The organism is Streptomyces sp. NPDC127190 (genome assembly GCF_042672505.1).
Lineage (GTDB): Bacteria > Actinomycetota > Actinomycetes > Streptomycetales > Streptomycetaceae > Streptomyces.
Genome location: NZ_JBHXVE010000036.1, coordinates 1 through 16,471 on the forward strand (window position 1 = coordinate 1; position 16,471 = coordinate 16,471).

A 16,471-nucleotide genomic window follows, 5' to 3' on the forward strand; every position below is an offset into this window, starting at 1 on the left:
GTCGCCGTCCACCGCCGCGGCCCCGGTCGGCCGGTGGTCGCCGATCATCGCGTGTCCTTCGGGCGACGTGCGACGAAGGTGTGGGTGATGCCGGTCTGCCAGCCCGGCAGCGGCAGGGCCCTTACGTGGTCGAAGCCGGCCGTGCGCAGCCGGTCCGCGAAACGGCCGGCGGTGTCGAAATCGACGACGCTGCGCCACAGATGACGGTAGAGGGCGCGGTCGCCGAGGGCCGCCCCCGCGGGCTGGACGACACCACGGCACACCAGGGTCCACACCGCGCGGTCCAAGGCCCTTCCGCTGAGGGTGTACTCGTGCACGCCGAGCCGTCCGCCGGGCGCCAGCAGCTCGCGCACGGCGGCCAGCACGGCGTCGGGGTCGTCGACGTTGCGCAGCAGGTAGGCGGCGAAGACCGCGTCGAACGGGCCCTTGACGCCCGCTTCGGCCAGCCGTTCCGCCGGCGCGTGGACGAACGTCACGCCGTCCGCCCAGGGCTTGGCGGCGGCCCGCTCCAGCATGCCGGCGGAGGCGTCCACGGCCGTGATGTCCGCGGCCGGCAGGGCGGAGCGCAGCGCGGCGGTCGAGGCGCCGGTGCCGCAGCCGAGGTCGAGGAGGCGCAGCCCCTCACCGTGTCCGGGCAGGCCGAGCCGGCGTACCGAGCGCCGTAGATGGGCGTGGTAGCCGGGGTTCGCGGCCACCAGCGTGTCGTAGCTGCGGGAGGCGTGGTCGAAGGCGGCGGCGAGGTCCTCGTCGCGCAGCAGGGTCATGCGGTCTCCAGAGGCGGAAGGGAGGGGCGGGTGTCGGGGCGTCAGTCGCAGGGGCGGCGGGGCAGGGAGGGCAGTTCCAGGGCCGAGTGGAGCATCGGGCGGATCGGGGTGCGCAGGCCGATGGCGAGGTCCTCGTGCAGGCGGGTGTCCCCGTCGAGGAAGCGCAGCAGCCGGGCCATGGGAACCCGGGCGAACAACCCGCTGAACAGCGCCGGACCGTCGACCCGGCCGCTCGCCAGGGCGCGCAGCAGTACGGCGTCCATGGCGCGGGAGCGCACGGAGTGGGCGGACGGCGGCATGGGGCGGCGCCCTTGGCGCAAGGCGGCGGCGACGGCCCGCGTCTGGCGTTGCAGACCTGCGAAGGTGTATCCGGTGGCGGGGCGGGTGGCGCCCCCGGCGGCGCCGATACGGAAGACGGACGCGCCGGTCTGCCGGGCGATCGGGGCGTCCGTCATCGGGATGACGCCGGTCTCGGTGGCGAGGACCTCCCCCGCGCCGAGGCGCAGGACGTCGTCGGCGTAGTGCCGTACCGCCGCCTCGTAGCCGCTCGCGGTCAGGGTCCGCGGTGAGAACTCGGTGTACTCGACGAGCGCCTCGTGCGGTCCGGTGGGCAGGACGTAGCCGAAGGAGAGGCCGTCGGCGGGCTGGGGGGTGCGGAAGTCCATCAGGTCGGCGACGCCGGGGTCGAAGACCGGCCGGGCCGTGCGGACGAACCAGCCGTGGAAGTGCTGGAGCAGGGTGGTGCGCGCGGCCGGCAGGCTGCCCAGTGGGCGGGAGTCGAGGACCCAGCGGGTGTGCAGGACGCGGCGGGTGCCGTCGGTGTCCCGCAGGTACACGCGGGCGCCACCGGTGACGTCCTCCACCGTCTCCACGGTGGCCTGGAGCCGGCGCACGTTGGGGCTGTGCGCGAGGTCCCGGCCGACCAGGTCCTCGAAGTCGTCGGAGCGGATCCTCTTGTAGCGCAGCGGGGCGATGCCGTCCTCGATCGGGTCGCCCGCGGGGGGACGCACCCGCAGCCGCTCCCAGCACGCCGAGACCGCGGTGTCGAACCGCCCCCGGCCGCGCTCCCAGAAGCACCAGGTGCGGCTCGTCGGGCGCAGCGGGCCGGGCGGGGCGTCCAGCAGGATCACGGACGGCGTCCGCAGTCCCGGCACGTGCCCACTCAGGCGGTGGGCAAGGGAGAGGCCCGCGGCCCCGGCGCCGACCACCGCCACCTCCGCCTCCAACACCACGCCTCCTCCTGACCATGTCCCGCTCGCCCGCGTGCCAGTGGACCGGGCCGTGGGCCCGACCCCTCGCCTTCCGGTGTTCCCGCCCGTGTGCCCGAACGGATGCGGGTCACTCGTCTGCGGTGCTCCGCCGTTCCCCCGGTGACGGACGGGGAAAGGACATCGCGCGGCCACCGGCGCCCACCTCGCCGGCCGCCTGCGCATCCGGACCCGGCGGACGCTCCGAAGCATGTGCCGACGAGTGCATCGCGATCACGACGAGAGGAAGCGGGATGAGCCCCACACAGGCGAAGGAACACCACGGCGCCGCGCCGCCGCCCGTCCCGCGCCTGCTTCCGGTGCCGGGATCGCCCGGACGGACGCGCGCGGACGAGTCGGACGGCCACGGGCACACGAGCCGGGCGGGTGCCGTCTGCCCGGCTGAGACCAGTGACGCGCGCCAGGTCGACGCCGACGTGCCCGCCGCCGTCGGACGTGTCCTCGACGGAGTCCTCACCGAGCGCGTCGCCCGCGCGCACGCCGTCGACGAGCAGTTCGCCACGGACCTCGCGGCCGGTGTCGCGGACTTCACCCGGGTCGGCGGCAAACGCACCAGGTCGCAACTGCTGTGGTGGTCGCTGCGCGCGTGCGGCGGCGAGGACCGGGCGAGCATCGCGGCGGCCCTGCGCATCGGCGCAGCGCTGGAACTGCTGCAGACCTGCGCCCTGGTGCACGACGACGTCATGGACGGTGCGCTGCTGCGGCGAGGCCGGCCCGCGCTGCACCAGGAGCTGCGCGCCCGGTACGCCGGTTCGGCCCCCGCCGGGCGCGCCGGACGCTTCGGGGAAGCGGCCGGCATCCTGGCCGGCGATCTGGCCCTCGCCTGGGCGGACGATCTGGTCGCCGAGACGGTCCTCCCCGCGACTGCGGTACGGCCGGTGCGGCGACTGTGGAGCGACATGCGCACGGAGATGGTCGCGGGCCAGTACCTGGACGTGCACGACCAGGTGACCTCCGCACAGGCGCTGCCGCGCGCTCTGCACACCGCATGCCTCAAGAGCGCCCTGTACTCCGTGGCCCGCCCCCTGGCGCTGGGTGCCTCACTCGCGGGCGCCGACGAAAGGACGGTGGGCGCGCTGGACGCCGCGGGGCGCTGTGTCGGCATGGCGTTCCAGCTGCGCGACGACCTGGACGACGTCTTCGGGGATCCCGGGCGGACCGGGAAGAGCGGGGGCTCGGACATCCGTGAGGGCAAGCCGACGTATCTGACGGCGCTGGCCCGGGCGCGGGCGGCGGCAGCCGGCGACGAGCGCGCTCTGGAGGTGCTGGACAGGTCGCTCGGGGACACCGGCCTGACGGACGCGGGCCTCGCGGAGGTGCGGGCGGTGCTGGAGGCGACCGGTGCCCGGACCGTGGTCGGGGCGAAGGCCGCCCGCCTGGTGGAGCGGGGGCTGCGGCACTTCGACGGCGCGTCGCTCGACGCCGAGGCCGGAAGCCGGTTGCGGGCCCTGCTGTGCCGGGCCGCCGGGGGCGGACCCGGTCCGGCTCGGGCGCCGGGCCTCGGCGGGCGGGAGAGCGGACGATGACACGCCGACTGCCCGGTCGTACGGACCACGTCGTGGTCGTGGGGGCCGGCCTCGCGGGGCTGTCGGCCGCCCTCCATCTGCTGGGCGCCGGGCGCCGGGTCACGGTCGTGGAACGGGATGCGCTGCCCGGCGGCCGGGCCGGACGCCTCGAACTCGGCGGTTACCGGATCGACACCGGTCCCACCGTGCTGACCATGCCGGACCTGGCCGACGAGGCGTTCGCCGCCGTCGGCGACAGCCTGTACCGGCGGGTGGAGCTGATCGCCCTGCATCCGGCGTACCGGGCCTGCTTCGCGGACAGCAGCACGCTGGACGTGCACACCGACGTGGACGCCATGTCGGCGGAGGTGGAACGCTTCGCCGGAGCCCATGAGGCGGCCGGGTACCGGCGGCTGCGGACCTGGCTGGAGCGGCTGTACCGGGCGCAGATGGGCCGGTTCATCGACGCGAACTTCGACTCGCCCCTCGGGCTGGTCAACGCCGACCTGGCCCGGCTGGCGGCGCTCGGCGGCTTCGGCCGCCTGGACGCCCGGATCGGCCGTTTCCTGGACGACGAGCGGCTGCGGCGGGTCTTCTCCTTCCAGGCGCTGTACGCCGGTGTGCCGCCGGCGCGGGCGCTGGCCGCGTACGCCGTGATCGCCTACATGGACACCGTCGCCGGGGTCTACTTCCCGCGCGGCGGGATGCACGCGCTGCCGCAGGCGATGGCGGACGCCGCCGCCGACGCGGGTGCCGAGCTGCGGTTCGGCCGGCAGGTGACCCGGCTGGAGCGGTCCGGCGCGCGGGTCACCGCGGTCGTCACCGACGAGGACCGCATCCCCTGCGACGCGGTCGTCCTCACCCCGGACCTGCCCGTCGCCTACCGCCTGCTCGGCCACCGGCCCCGGCGCCCGGTGCGGCTGCGGCACTCCCCGTCCGCCGTCGTCCTGCACGCCGGCACCGACCGTACATGGCCGCAACTCGCCCACCACACGCTGTCGTTCGGGGCCGCCTGGAGCGGCACCTTCGACGAACTGACGCGCACCGGGCGGCTGATGAGCGATCCGTCCCTGCTGGTCACCCGTCCCACCGCGACCGATCCCGGGCTGGCTCCGCCGGGCCGCCACCTGCACTACATCCTCGCGCCCTGCCCCAACACCGACATCGGCCCGGGCGCCGCCGCGTGGGGCGACCTCGCCCCCCGCTACCGGGCGACGCTGCTGCGGGAGCTGGAGCGGCGCGGCCTGCACGGCATCGGGGACGCGATCGAGGAGGAGTGCCTGGTCACCCCGGCCGCCTGGCAGGCGCAGGGCCACGCCGCCGGTACGCCCTTCTCCGCGGCCCACACCTTCGCCCAGACCGGCCCGTTCCGGCCCCGCAACCTGGTGCGCGGCACCGAGAACGCCGTCCTCGCCGGCTGCGGCACCACCCCGGGCGTCGGCGTGCCGACCGTACTCGTGTCGGGGAAGCTCGCCGCCGCCCGCGTCACCGGACGACCGGACCGCATCCCCGCCGGCACCCGCCCGGCCCCGCCGAAGGAGACCACCGTATGACCGACAGGGAACTGGACGCGGCGGGCATCGGCGACCCGGTGCTGCGCGCCGCGTACCGGCGCTGCCGCACCCTGAACGCGCGGCACGGCAAGACGTACTTCCTCGCCACCCGGCTGCTGCCCGTCGAGCGCAGGCCCGCCGTCCACGCCCTCTACGGGTTCGCGCGCTGGGCCGACGACATCGTCGACTCGCTCGATCCCGCCGCGAACACCGCCGCCCGCCTCGAGGCGCTGACACGGCTCGACCAGGCCCTGGCCGCGGGGCTGGGCGGCGCTCGCAGCGACGAACCGGTGGTCCTCGCCCTCGCCGACACCGCCCGCCGCTACGGCATCGACCCCGCGCACTTCCGCGACTTCATGACCGCGATGCGCTGCGACCTCACGGTCACGGACTACCCCACGTACGCCGACCTGCGCCGCTACGTGCACGGATCCGCCGCTGTCATCGGCCTGCAGATGCTGCCCGTCCTCGGCACGGTGGTGCCGCGCGAGGTGGCCGCACCGCACGCGGCAGCGCTCGGGGTGGCCTTCCAGCTGAGCAACTTCCTGCGGGACGTCGGCGAGGACCTGGACCGCGGCCGGGTCTACCTGCCGGCCGACCTGCTCGCCGGCCACGGCGTCGACCGCGAACTGCTGCGCTGGAGCCATGACTCGGGCCGCCGCGACCGCAGGATCACCGCCGCTCTGAAGGAGTTCGCGGCGCTCACGCGGGGCGTGTACCGCCAGGCGGCGCCGGGGATCGCCATGCTCGACCCAGTCTCACGCCCCTGCATCCGCACCGCGTTCGTCCTGTACAGCGGCATCCTCGACGCCGTCGCCCGGGACGGGTACGCCGTGCTGCACCGCCGTGCGGTGGTCCCACGCCGGCACCGTGCCGTGGTGGCCGCCGACGGGCTGACCCGGGTGGCTCTCGCGCGGTGGCACGCCCGCGCCCGCCGCCCGCTGCCGCCGGTGACGGCGCCCCTGCCCGACGTCATGCCCGTTCCGGCGGGCCGGCCAGTCCCGGAGGAGGTCGCGTGAGCCCCCGCCGCATCCCCCTGTCGCTGCGCCGCAGCCCCGTGCCATGGGACCGGCAGCGGCCCACCTGGCGCGAGGCCAAACCGGCGCTGATCGCCCAGGCCCTCAAACGCGCCGAGGCACGTGCCTCGGGGAACTGGTACGTCGTCGGCGCGTCCGCCGCGGTACGCAGGGACCGCCCGCTGGCCCGCACGGTCGCGGGTGAAGAGGTGGTCGTCTGGCCCACCGCCGACGGCCGGCTCGTCGGCGGCCCCGGCATGTGCCCGCACCTGGGGGCGCCGCTGCGCGACAGCCCGGTGCGCTGCGGCGCGCTGGTGTGCCAATGGCACGGACTGGCTCTCGACGGCCGGCCCTACGCGGGGTGGACGCCGCTACCGGTGCACGACGACGGCGTCCTGGTGTGGGTGCGCCTCGACGCGGCCGGCGGGGAGACGCCGACGGACTCGCCGGTCGTGCCCCCGCGCCCCGAGCGCGAGCGTGCCCTGACGGCCGTCTACACCGGCACCGGTGTCTGCGAACCCGAGGACGTGCTGGCCAACCGCCTGGACCCGTGGCACGGGGCGTGGTTCCACCCGTACTCGTTCGTCGACCTCACCGTGGTCGGCACGCCCGAGGACGGTGACGACGCCCTCACCGTGGACGTCTCGTTCAAGGTGGCGGGGCGGCTGGTCGTGCCGGTGCGGGCCGTGTTCACCGCTCCCGGGCCGCGCACCGTCGTCATGCGCATCACGCGGGGCGAGGGGGAAGGGTCCGTCGTGGAGACGCACGCCACGCCCCTGGGCGCCGACGAGCACGGCCGGCCGCGTACCGCGGTCGTCGAGGCCGTGCTGGCCGCCTCCGACCGCCGTGGCTTCGTCGTCGCCCGGCGGGCGGCCCCGCTGCTGCGTCCGCTGATGCGCGCGGCGTCGGGACGCCTGTGGCGCGACGACCTCGCGTACGCCGAGCGCCGCTGGGAACTGCGGTCCACCGGCCGCTTCCCCGGCTGACGCCGCGCGCCCTCAGTCCAGGAAACTTCGGAGGGAGGCCGGCATGCCGGCGACGAAGGCGTCACGGACGGGCTCGTCCACGCGGTCCAGGACAGGGAGGGGTTGAGGTCCTCCAGCTCCCTCAGCAGCAGGTCGCCGTCCCGGGTACGGCAGGCGTCCACCCGCGGGATGCCGTGGGCGAGGGTGTTCCAGTCGATGAAGCGGCGGGCGAAGTCCAGGTCCGCAGCGGTCGCCTCGCAGGGCTCGAGGACCCAGCGCCGCTCGGGGTCGGGGGTGTACAGGGCGTACTGGAAGGCGCGGTCGACATAGTAGAAGGGCACCTCGTGGCGGAAGTCGACGCGGGGCTGGACCACCACGTCGCCGTGGGGCAGGCCGTCCAGCGCAGCGCGGGGCAAGGCCCTGAGGCCTATGGAGTCCGCGCCCGCCTTCGGCTTGACCACGTAACCGTCGGTGTCCGGCAGTTCCGCGAGGTGCTCGGGCCGGTCGACGGTGGGGATGACCGGGAATCCGGCCGCCGTGAGTTCGAGCAGGTACTGCTTGCCGGCCATGTCCCCGCGGCTGGTCAGCGGGTTGTACACCCGGGTGCCGCGGGCGAGCGCCTGCTCGCGGACGGCGTCGTACTCCTACTGATAGTGCAGCACGGGGCCGCTGTTGCGGACGACGACCGCGTCGAAGGCGTCCATGAGGGCAGCGGCGTCCAGCGGGTGGCACAAGGCGATGTCGCGCAGGCTCTGGGCCTCGTACGACAGCTCGTTCGCCGTGGGTCCGGGCGAGGGGTGGTAGCGGCCTGCGCACACCGAGAGGTTGACGATCAGGTAGGTGTGCCAGTGGGAGCCCGCCCCGCGGCCGTCGGCGGAGAGCTCGCGGCAGTTCAGCCACCAGAGCACGTCACGTCTGCCGAACGTCACGGCGAGGTCGGCGGTTCCGCCGGGGCGGACGGCGTCGTCGTGGACGTAACGGCCGCCGGGGCGCACAGGGTGGGTGAGCTCCAGCAGGTCGGGGTTGTCCGGGTGGTACTCGAACACGTCCACCTCGTTGCCGCCGTCGCGCCACGTCCAGATCGCCGGCCAGGCGCCGAGTCCGACGGGCAGCCGGACCTGGGTCTCCAGGCGGTCGCCGGTGCGCACCATGAACCTCTCGGCGCTGTCCTTTGTGGTCAGCGGTCCCTGTCCCACAGGCCGTGGGACCGGCGCGTGGCCCGGAACGTGCCGGTGCGGGAGTCGGCGGGGTCGGCGGTGACGCCGCTCCGGCAGGCAGCGCTGGTTCACCCGAACGTGTGACCTGCGCGGGCCGGTCGCGTGAGCGCTCGCCGCTTCACGCCCCGGTGTCGATACCCGTGACCACGGCCGGGCCCAAGAGTGCCGCGCCGTCGTCCAGGCCGACGGCGTTCAGCGCGGACTCCGTGAGCCGGCGGCCCTTGCCCTCCGCCTCGGGGCCGCTGTCCGCCTCCACGGTGAGGCGGACGGTGAAGGTGTCGTCGTCATGGACGGTGAGGATGTCGATGTCCTCGCGCTCCCCCATGTGCGTGCGGTGCGGGTCGGCCGGGCGCAGCGCGCGCACCAGTTCGTCCCGCACGTCGTGCGCGGCCCCGCCGGTGAACGTGCCCGGCACGGAGATGACGTACGTCGTCATGGTGATCCTCCCTAGGTCACCTCTCGCCTGCCCCGCCTTGCGGTGCCGTACCGCTCGCGGTCTCGGGCCGCCGCTTCGCCGCGCGCAGCGCCCCGGACTCCCACAGGCACCAGGTCGACCACAGCAGCAGGGTCAGGAAGGCGGCGAGGAGCACCAGCAGCAGCACCGTCTGCCGGGTCGTCCCGCGCTCGTCCACGAAGGTGAGCAGCAGACACCCGGTCCAGGCGGCCGCGCCCCAGGCGTACACGGTCCTGAGCTGCCGCAACTGCTTCACCGCTTCCATCGGCCCCTCCCGGGCAGGCATGTACACGTCCTGTGCCGGTACCCCCGCAGGGCGACTTCACCGCATCGGCGTCGGGCGGAGTGCGATACAGGCCGTCGGCGCGGTGGTTGCGCCGTGCCCCGGTGGGGAAGGGTCGGACCGAGGTCCACCGCGTCCCCTTCCTCACCGGAGCCGTGATGACCACCGGGCCGGGCGTCTCCGGGCGCCGCAGCGCGGCCGACTGCAGCACCGCGCGTCTGGAGGCGTCCAGTGACGGCGTGTTCGCCATCGCCGTCACACTGCTCGTGCTGGATCTGCGGGTGCCGGAGCCCGACGCCCTGCACGGCGAGTCGCTCGCCCACGCCCTCGCCCGGCAGTGGCCGGCCTATTTCGCGTGCCTGGTCAGCTTCCTCGTCATCGGGCTCGTCTGGATCCACCACCACGCCCTGGGCGGCCTGGCGCGCCGGGTGGGCCGCCGCACGCTGTTCGCGAACCTCCTCGTCTGCTCGCCGTCTCGGTGATCCCGTTCCCCACCCGCCTGCTCGCCACGTATCTGACCGGGCGGGACACCGACGCGCACACCGCCGCCGCGGTCTACGCCTCGACGATGGTCGTCATCGGAAAGATGTCGGCCTGAGTCGTTCGCGTAAAATCCCAGGTCAGAGCCGCTTTCCTGGCTCGCTGTCCTGCTTACGGGCGGCCAGAGCGTCAAACGAGCGTCACGGCCGACAACCCGTGCCTCCTGATCAGAGCAGAGCTGACTCCGATTCCTCCTGAATGACCCTCCCGAGGTGAGCGGGCGAGGTCTTCGGGCCTCGTGCTTTTTGGTGCCAGGGTGGGGCGTCCGGGGCCGTCGTCGATCGTCCTGCGGGTGCGCGTCTCGCTGGACGGCAGCAGGTGCCGGTACGGGCTGCGGTGCTATCCGTGCGGGTCGGGCAGCGGTGCCTGCGCGGGGGCGGGGGCGTGGTGGTCGCCCGGGTCTCCGGGGTGTTGCGGGCGCCCAGTACGAGCAGGGCCATCAGGCCGGCGGCCAGGTAGAGCACGGCCTGCGCGTTCAGCAGCGATACCGGGCCCAGGCGGTCGGCGAGCAGGCCCGCGAGGGCCATGCCGATGGCTTGCGCGCCGTTGGACACGGTGTAGAAGGAGCCGAGTGCCCGGCCCACGTGGTCGGCGGGAACCCGCTGCTGGACCATCCCGAGCACCCCGGCGTAGTAGACGCCACCGGGCAGGCCCACCACGGCGAACAGGGCGACGTACACGCCGAAGGCGGTGGTGACCATCGGCGCGTTCCAGATCAGCAGCGCCAGTCCGGAGAAGGACAGCGCTCCCCAGGTGATCAGCGGCCTCGGGTGCACGCGGGTGCCCAGGAAGCCCAGCGCCAGGCCGCCCGCGATGCCGCCGATGCCCTGGATGCTGCGCAGCAGGCCGATCTCGGCGTCAGTTCCGTGCAGGGTGGTGGCGACGAAGACGACGAACAGGACGACGAACAGGCCCTGGCCTATGGCGCAGAGGATGGCCGCGAGGAAGGACACGCGTAGGCGGCGGTCGTCGGTGATCAGCGCGACGCCTTCGCGCCAGTGCCGGAACATCCGGCCGGGGCCCGCGGCAGCCGCAGGGTCGGTCGCCTCGGCGCGCTGGGCCCTCTCGTCGGCCGCCGAGCCCACGGACGTCGACGTGGACATCGGTCCCGCCGGCGCGCTCCCAGTCGCGGTCGCCTCCGACCCGGGCCTGACCGGCGCGCGTTCGGGCCGACGGATCCGGCTGACCACCCCGGCCGTCAGGAGCAGGCCGATGACCGAGCCCGCCGCCAACGGGCGCAGTCCCCCGGCGACCACGATGCCGCCGAGCAGACTGCCGCCCAGGCGGCCGAGGTTGGAGTTCAGGACGACCAGGTTGCTGGCCGCCACGCTCTGTCCGGGCTCCACGAGGTCGGGCAGCAGCGCGTTCTTCGACGTCAGGACGAACTGCGCGCACACCGCGCGCCCCGCGATCACCGCGTAGACGAGCCACAGCTGGTCGCCGGAGGTGACCGGAAGGAGCAGGGCCGCCAGGGCCGCGTGCAGCAGCGTGCAGACGAGCAGCAGCTTCTTGCGGTCGTACCGGTCCGCGGCGATCCCGGCGAGGGAGCCGACGAGGACGCCCGGCGCGAGTTCGATCAGAAAGGCGAGGGACGTCGTCATCGCCGACTCGGTCATGCGGTAGACGAAGATCGGGATGGCGGTGACCAGCATCCAGTCGATCGTGTCGTCGAGCAGCCCGGCCGCCCATAAGGCGCGGAAGCGCGGGTTGCGTATCGGGGAGTTCGCGGAGTTCCGCAGGGACTCGGCGGTTCCGGCGGACGCGGTCCGCTTCCTTCGGCGCACTTCGGGGGTCAACTCTGCTCCTTGGGCCGGCGGAACGCCTGGACGCTGAAGCTGATCTCGGCCGCGTCGGGCGGCACGTCACGGCGGTTGGCGATGATGTACGGGCGTACCAGCAGATCGATCACCGAGGTCAGGTGGAGGAGTTCGTCCGGTGTGAGGGCGAGTGCGTAGGAGTCGAACACCGCCGCCCGCTGCCACGGCTCCTCCAGTGAGCCGAAGTCGGCGAGGAAGTGCCGCACGAGACGGGTGAGTTCGCCCAGCTCGGCCCCGACGACCGCCGAGTGGGCGGCGAGCGACTCGGGGCCCTGGCCGTCCGGCAGGAAGTCGAAACCGGTGGCGACCGCGCGCCACGGCCGGTCGCGGGCGTCGGAGCCGTCCTCCGCCTCGACGCGCTCCACGAGTCCGTACCGGTGGAGCAGGCGGAGGTGGTAGCTGCAGTTGGAGGCCGAGTCGTCGACCGCCTCTGCGCAGCGGCTCGCGGTGTCCGGTCCCTTGCGCATGAGGTGGTGCAGCAGGCGAAGGCGCAGGGGGTGCGCGAAGGCCCCCAGGACGCGCACATCGGTGATCGGGACCCGTCCGGGGCCGGCAACGGAGTTCGCTCGGGACGTGAAAGACATCTTTCAACACTGCGCCGGGATGCCATCGGGTGCAAGCGTCGCCCCTCGGAACACGGCCACGTTGGCGCCCTTTTGACAGGATTTACGCCTGTCCGCTCGCGCCAGAGCCAGGACTTTCACCCGACTTGAAATATATATTTCACTGCGTGGAAATGATCGGGCGACGTGGAGTCCTGCCCCTCGGGTGGAAATACGCCGGTGCGCGGCGAGATTCCCGGGGAATTCCTCTAGCCTGCCGAAGAGAACCCGACCACCGTCTTAGGACGGGAATTCAACATGGCTTTTCCCACATCGAGCTCGCGGCGCATCGGCGTGCTCTGCGGTTCGCGCGGCGGCCGTACGCCGCACTACGTGGAGATGGCGACCGCGCTCGGCGAGGGGCTCGGGCTCCGTGGTGCCGATCTGGTCTACGGTGCGGGCGGCGCCGGCATCATGGGCGCCGTTTCCCAGGCCGCACACCGGTCCGGAGCCAGGGTGACCGGGGTGATCCCGCACGCGCGGCACCCGCGCACTGATCGAAGTGCTCTTGCTCGGACGCAACATGCCGCACGAACACGTCGTCGCCGGCCTGGCCGCCGCTTTGCGAGCCGGGGCCATGACCGCTGACGCGGTCGCGCTGGAGGCTCGCAAAGCCGCTCAGTCCGAAACCGAGCCCGCACCGGATCTATGGGTCCCCGGACAGCCGTCGGCGACGGTGACATCGCTGCACGAATGGCGGCTCGCGCACCTTCCGCCGGACACCAGGCCGCTGCCCTCGGTGGCCCACTACGACCAGTGGCTCCGACGCCGCCGGGCAAGCGGCGGTGACCACCGAGAGGGAGAAGCACGATGACTCCGCCGCGCCAGCGAGGCTTGACCGAGCAGGCCGCCGACGCGGCCATCGACTCCGCCTGCCGTCTGCTGCGGCTTCCGTCGATCCACAACGAGTTCTCCGACATCGCCGACCGGGCGGTGAAGGACCAGATGACCTACCGCGGATTCCTCGCTGAGCTTCTGATGGCTGAGTGCGACGACCGGGCCCGCCGCCGCTCGGAGCGGCGGATCAAGGCGGCGAACTTCCCCCGTGAGAAGTCCCTGCGGACCTTCGACTTCGAGGCCAATCCCAACATCGACCCCGCGACCATCCACACCCTCGCCAGCTGCGCATGGATCAAGAAGGGACAGCAGCTCTGCCTGATCGGCGACTCCGGCACCGGCAAGTCCCACATGCTGATCGCCCTCGGCACCGAGGCCGCGATGAAGGGCTACCGCGTCCGCTACACGCTCGCCACGAAGCTCGTGAACGAGCTGGTCGAGGCCGCCGACGAGAAGCAGCTGAACAAGACCATCGCCCGCTACGGCCGCGTCGACCTGCTCTGCATCGACGAACTCGGCTACATGGAACTCGACCGTCACGGCGCCGAACTCCTCTTCCAGGTCCTGACCGAACGCGCGGAGAAGAACAGCGTCGCCATCGCCTCCAACGAGTCGTTCGGCGGCTGGACCAAGACCTTCACCGACCCCCGCCTCTGCGCGGCCATCGTCGACCGCCTCACCTTCAACGGCACCATCATCGAGACCGGCACCGACTTCTACCGCCTCGCCACCCCACGCGCCCGGGCCGAGGAACCCGCCGAAGCGGGGTGACCCGACCGACGGCGGCAGCAGGTCAGCGGGTCTCGGCTGACTCGTCAGGCACTGCGACGGGACGCAGCACGGTCAGAGAATCTTCCTGACGAGCGACCATCGCGAAAGGGAATCTGTCCACCTCCAGGCACAGGTCGACATCGTGGGGATGAACACCTTGGTATCCGCGTCGCACCCCGTCGGCAAGGTCGGCGGCTGCCCGGGAGGTTCTCGCACGGTGGAGATACGGGGCCACCTCAGGATCGCCTCTGGCGAGATGGCCGGGCCGGACGGCCGGCCCGTCGCGACCACATGTCCTCACGACTGCGCGAGATCGGCGTCCCGGTCGCAGCCGCCCACGGAGCCGCCATCCGGCAACAACTCCTCGACTGCCAGCCCCCCGTCGTCGCGGACGCCCTCGGCTACCACGACAAAGCCACCAGCCGCCTCCTCAGAGAAGGCGGCGGGACCTGGAGCCGATACGTCGCTGGCGATCACAGCCGGTCACCAGTGGGCTCGTGGAATCAGCAACAGTTGAACACACAAGCTCCCCAGTAGAGGGCCAGCTACAGGTCCGCAATCCAGGGATGCCCCGGGTGTACGCGGGCGAGCAGCTCGGCCAGGGTCTCGCACTGAGCCGAGGTCATGTGCGGGACCGTCGCATCGAAATCTGCTTGATCCTTTCGGCGGACGTGCTTGGCCTTGAACAGGAGGACCAGTTCGGGTGCCAGATACGGGATGCCGTCCTGGGTGTGGTGGACGATGTCGCTGTAGGGAAGCCGGACCCTCTCATCGCGTCGGCAGATCCAGGTATCGCCGTCGTGTGGTTCGCGGAACACGTCGAGCAGGTAGTCTCCGGTGGCTGGGTCGCGGAGCCATGTCTGATGAACCGCGGCCAGCACCTCCGATGTGGCGTCTTCCCAGATCCGGCCGCTGCCTGCCGCGTCGAAGACGTAGCCGGGGAAGCGGTCACGGACCTCGGGGAAGCCCGCGGCTGGAATCGCGATCTCGATGTCTCCATGAGCGCGCGTCTGCCTGCCGCGGAACAAGTCCAGCGCCCAGCCCGCGGCCACGTACCAGGGCGTGCTGATCCCGGCTAGCTGCTGCGCGACCTCCCTCGGGGTCCAGCAGGACGACCACCTGGCGGGGAGGGCTTCGATCTCACCGGGGGACAGCTCGATGCCGCCGCTGGGTAGTTGCTCGCTCACCGCAGGAATCTATCAGTGGACTCGAAGGTCCCCCTGGCTGTAGTCGATGAGGGCGAGCAACGGGTCCTCGAGCTGTATGACACCGGCGATCACGCAAAGTCACCAGCCGGATGGACTCCTCGGCGAACTCGCGACAGTTGAATACGAGAGCCCACCAGTACCGAGGCCGGATCTGGTTCGGCGAGCCGAAGAAGGAAATAGGGCCGCGCGGGCCCTTTTCCTTCTTCGGCTCCCGGAGCCATCGGCGGCGACCGTGTCTCGTCTATGGAGGCGCTCCGCCTGAGACACCCTGGGTCTGAGACACCGTACCGGTCACATAGCGCCGTCGCGGACCAGGCCATCGGGCAGGTCCGCGGCCGCGTCCACCAGATCAGGGAAGCGGCTCTGCATGCGGCTGCCCCGGCGGGACTGCACCAGCAGCGGACCGGGCGCCGGCCACGAGGTGAAGACGCGCGCACGGTAGCCGTCGTTCTCCAGACTTCGATGTGTCTCATGAGACATCAGCTCGCGTCTGAGCCCCCGGAAGAGATCAAGCACGCAGGGGCCGCTCGTGTCAGGATGCTGGGCATGTCTGGTCGCGCGCTGAGTTTCGGAGTGGTGGCGGAAGCATACGAACGGTTCCGGCCGGGGTATCCCGTGGAGCTGTTCGACATGGTGATGGCCTATGCGGGCCGCCCGGTTCGGACTGCCCTTGAGATCGGCGCTGGGACAGGCAAGGCAACCCGCCTGTTCGCTCAACGAGGGGTCATGGTCACCGCCACCGATCCTGACGGGGCCATGCTCGCCGAACTGCGCAAGCACGTGCCGACGAGCGTCAGAACGGTGCACGCCGCGTTCGAGGACTTGCGACCAGGCGAAAGGTATGGACTGGTCTATGCGGCAGCAGCGCTGCATTGGACGAACCCGGAGGGCCGGTGGTCGCGCGTGGCCGCGCTGCTGGAACCCGGTGGTGTATTCGCCTCATGCGGCGGGCCATTTCAACTGGCTGACCCGGCTGTGGAGGAGGCTGTCCGCGCGGCGCGAGCACCATTCTTGGAGAGTGACGAGATTCCGTCACCTGACGGGACGCCTCCAGGCCATGAGATGCAGTGGCCAGGTACGGAGCTGCAACAGTCGGAGTGGTTCACCGGCGTTCAGCAGTCCGTGATCGAACGGCGCGTGACGATGAGCGCTCGCGACTACGTTGGTCATCTCTCCACCATCTCGGCTTATCTCGTCTTGCCGACCGCGGAGCGAGAGCAGGTATTCAGCGAGATCATGCAGGTACTGCCGGACAGAGTCGAGATGGCCGCCGACATCACCGTCCATCTCGCGCGTCGGCGCCACGAGGATTGATCACGGCACCTCACCATGTCAGCCCGCCGGCCCCAGGCTGGTTCCGAGCCACCTTCACTCGCGTGTGGCGTGTGCTCGGTCGAGCGGGATGACGACGGCTGAGCGTTGGGCGATCTGCCAACGGAGGGCCGTGTTCTCCGCGAGTAGGGCCGCGATGACCGTGGCGGCGGCGTCGACTTCGACACCGGACTTGGCTACGCACGCTCCTACCACGCCCCCCCGGAACCCTCGCCGCCGAAATCGGCACCGTCCACGACGGCTTCAAGCTGGGATGCTGGCTTCGCCGGGGGGGGGGGGGGGGGGCCCGCCCCCCCCCCCCCCCCCGGGGGGGCGGCCCCCCGGGCCCCCCGCGCCCGC

The 16,471-nt window shown here is 72.3% G+C and carries 17 protein-coding genes and 2 pseudogenes; 8 read left to right on the top strand and 11 right to left on the bottom strand.

Annotation, left to right across the window (positions count from 1 at the left end):
• Positions 1-44 precede the first annotated feature (44 nt).
• Together ACFVIU_RS34995 and ACFVIU_RS35000 are read right to left on the bottom strand one after the other, a co-directional pair.
• Positions 45-764: a class I SAM-dependent methyltransferase gene (locus tag ACFVIU_RS34995; RefSeq protein WP_385847545.1), complete on the bottom strand. Its 720-nt coding sequence runs from the start codon at positions 762-764 to the stop codon at positions 45-47.
• A 41-nt stretch (positions 765-805) separates the two neighbouring features.
• Positions 806-1,993 carry a lycopene cyclase family protein gene (locus tag ACFVIU_RS35000; RefSeq protein ID WP_385847643.1) on the bottom strand — a complete coding sequence of 396 codons (1,188 nt, stop codon included), beginning with the start codon at positions 1,991-1,993 and terminating at the stop codon, positions 806-808.
• Between the two features lie 272 nt (positions 1,994-2,265).
• Here ACFVIU_RS35000 and ACFVIU_RS35005 point away from each other — a divergent pair, with 272 nt between their 5' ends.
• From ACFVIU_RS35005 to ACFVIU_RS35020, 4 genes are read left to right on the top strand one after another with little or no spacing between them, the layout of a single operon-like run.
• Positions 2,266-3,558, top strand: a complete 1,293-nt coding sequence (locus ACFVIU_RS35005; protein WP_385847547.1) for a polyprenyl synthetase family protein — start codon at positions 2,266-2,268, stop codon at positions 3,556-3,558.
• On the top strand, positions 3,555-5,090 hold the full coding sequence (locus ACFVIU_RS35010; RefSeq protein WP_385847548.1) for a phytoene desaturase: 1,536 nt from the start codon (positions 3,555-3,557) through the stop codon (positions 5,088-5,090). The genes ACFVIU_RS35005 and ACFVIU_RS35010 overlap by 4 nt, the downstream gene beginning before the upstream one ends.
• Positions 5,087-6,109 carry a phytoene/squalene synthase family protein gene (locus ACFVIU_RS35015; RefSeq protein WP_385847549.1) on the top strand — a complete coding sequence of 341 codons (1,023 nt, stop codon included), beginning with the start codon at positions 5,087-5,089 and terminating at the stop codon, positions 6,107-6,109. The genes ACFVIU_RS35010 and ACFVIU_RS35015 overlap by 4 nt, the downstream gene beginning before the upstream one ends.
• Entirely contained in the window at positions 6,106-7,092 is a 987-nt protein-coding gene (locus ACFVIU_RS35020; protein ID WP_385847550.1) for a DUF5914 domain-containing protein, read from the top strand. The genes ACFVIU_RS35015 and ACFVIU_RS35020 overlap by 4 nt, the downstream gene beginning before the upstream one ends.
• Positions 7,093-7,104: 12 nt before the next feature.
• Here ACFVIU_RS35020 and ACFVIU_RS35025 read toward each other — a convergent pair.
• The 3 genes and pseudogenes from ACFVIU_RS35025 to ACFVIU_RS35035 form a co-directional block, all read right to left on the bottom strand.
• Positions 7,105-7,841: pseudogene (locus tag ACFVIU_RS35025) on the bottom strand (hypothetical protein).
• A gap of 565 nt (positions 7,842-8,406) precedes the next feature.
• Positions 8,407-8,724, bottom strand: a complete 318-nt coding sequence (locus ACFVIU_RS35030) for a hypothetical protein (protein ID WP_385847552.1) — start codon at positions 8,722-8,724, stop codon at positions 8,407-8,409.
• A gap of 16 nt (positions 8,725-8,740) precedes the next feature.
• The gene (locus tag ACFVIU_RS35035) at positions 8,741-9,007 is read right to left on the bottom strand and encodes a hypothetical protein (protein WP_385847553.1); all 267 of its coding nucleotides are present in this window, start codon (positions 9,005-9,007) and stop codon (positions 8,741-8,743) included.
• A 122-nt stretch (positions 9,008-9,129) separates the two neighbouring features.
• Between ACFVIU_RS35035 and ACFVIU_RS35040 the strand changes: the two genes are divergently transcribed.
• Positions 9,130-9,507, top strand: a complete 378-nt coding sequence (locus tag ACFVIU_RS35040) for a TMEM175 family protein (protein ID WP_385847555.1) — start codon at positions 9,130-9,132, stop codon at positions 9,505-9,507.
• 225 nt (positions 9,508-9,732) lie between these two features.
• Here ACFVIU_RS35040 and ACFVIU_RS35045 read toward each other — a convergent pair whose 3' ends face one another.
• Both ACFVIU_RS35045 and ACFVIU_RS35050 read right to left on the bottom strand, forming a co-directional pair.
• Positions 9,733-11,361 (bottom strand): MFS transporter, encoded by a 1,629-nt coding sequence (locus ACFVIU_RS35045; protein ID WP_385847556.1) that lies wholly within the window; start codon positions 11,359-11,361, stop codon positions 9,733-9,735.
• Positions 11,358-11,966 carry a winged helix-turn-helix domain-containing protein gene (locus tag ACFVIU_RS35050; RefSeq protein WP_385847558.1) on the bottom strand — a complete coding sequence of 203 codons (609 nt, stop codon included), beginning with the start codon at positions 11,964-11,966 and terminating at the stop codon, positions 11,358-11,360. Before ACFVIU_RS35050 ends, ACFVIU_RS35045 begins: the two co-directional genes overlap by 4 nt.
• Before the next feature lie 357 nt (positions 11,967-12,323).
• Between ACFVIU_RS35050 and ACFVIU_RS35055 the strand changes: the two genes are divergently transcribed.
• Together ACFVIU_RS35055 and istB are read left to right on the top strand one after the other, a co-directional pair.
• Positions 12,324-12,572 (top strand): hypothetical protein, encoded by a 249-nt coding sequence (locus ACFVIU_RS35055; protein ID WP_385847645.1) that lies wholly within the window; start codon positions 12,324-12,326, stop codon positions 12,570-12,572.
• A gap of 222 nt (positions 12,573-12,794) precedes the next feature.
• The gene (gene istB / locus ACFVIU_RS35060) at positions 12,795-13,592 is read left to right on the top strand and encodes an IS21-like element helper ATPase IstB (protein ID WP_385847560.1); all 798 of its coding nucleotides are present in this window, start codon (positions 12,795-12,797) and stop codon (positions 13,590-13,592) included.
• A gap of 22 nt (positions 13,593-13,614) precedes the next feature.
• Here the strand turns inward: istB and ACFVIU_RS35065 are convergent.
• The 4 genes and pseudogenes from ACFVIU_RS35065 to ACFVIU_RS35080 all read right to left on the bottom strand — a co-directional run.
• Positions 13,615-13,830, bottom strand: a pseudogene (locus ACFVIU_RS35065) (2-phosphosulfolactate phosphatase); the annotation flags it as partial.
• A 59-nt stretch (positions 13,831-13,889) separates the two neighbouring features.
• Positions 13,890-14,069, bottom strand: a complete 180-nt coding sequence (locus tag ACFVIU_RS35070) for a hypothetical protein (protein WP_385847561.1) — start codon at positions 14,067-14,069, stop codon at positions 13,890-13,892.
• A gap of 68 nt (positions 14,070-14,137) precedes the next feature.
• Positions 14,138-14,779, bottom strand: a complete 642-nt coding sequence (locus tag ACFVIU_RS35075) for a nucleotidyltransferase domain-containing protein (protein WP_385847563.1) — start codon at positions 14,777-14,779, stop codon at positions 14,138-14,140.
• A gap of 312 nt (positions 14,780-15,091) precedes the next feature.
• Positions 15,092-15,280, bottom strand: a complete 189-nt coding sequence (locus ACFVIU_RS35080) for a hypothetical protein (protein ID WP_385847564.1) — start codon at positions 15,278-15,280, stop codon at positions 15,092-15,094.
• Here ACFVIU_RS35080 and ACFVIU_RS35085 point away from each other — a divergent pair.
• On the top strand, positions 15,272-16,114 hold the full coding sequence (locus tag ACFVIU_RS35085; protein ID WP_385847566.1) for a class I SAM-dependent methyltransferase: 843 nt from the start codon (positions 15,272-15,274) through the stop codon (positions 16,112-16,114). The two genes, ACFVIU_RS35080 and ACFVIU_RS35085, sit on opposite strands and share 9 nt — an antisense overlap.
• Positions 16,115-16,471 lie beyond the last annotated feature (357 nt).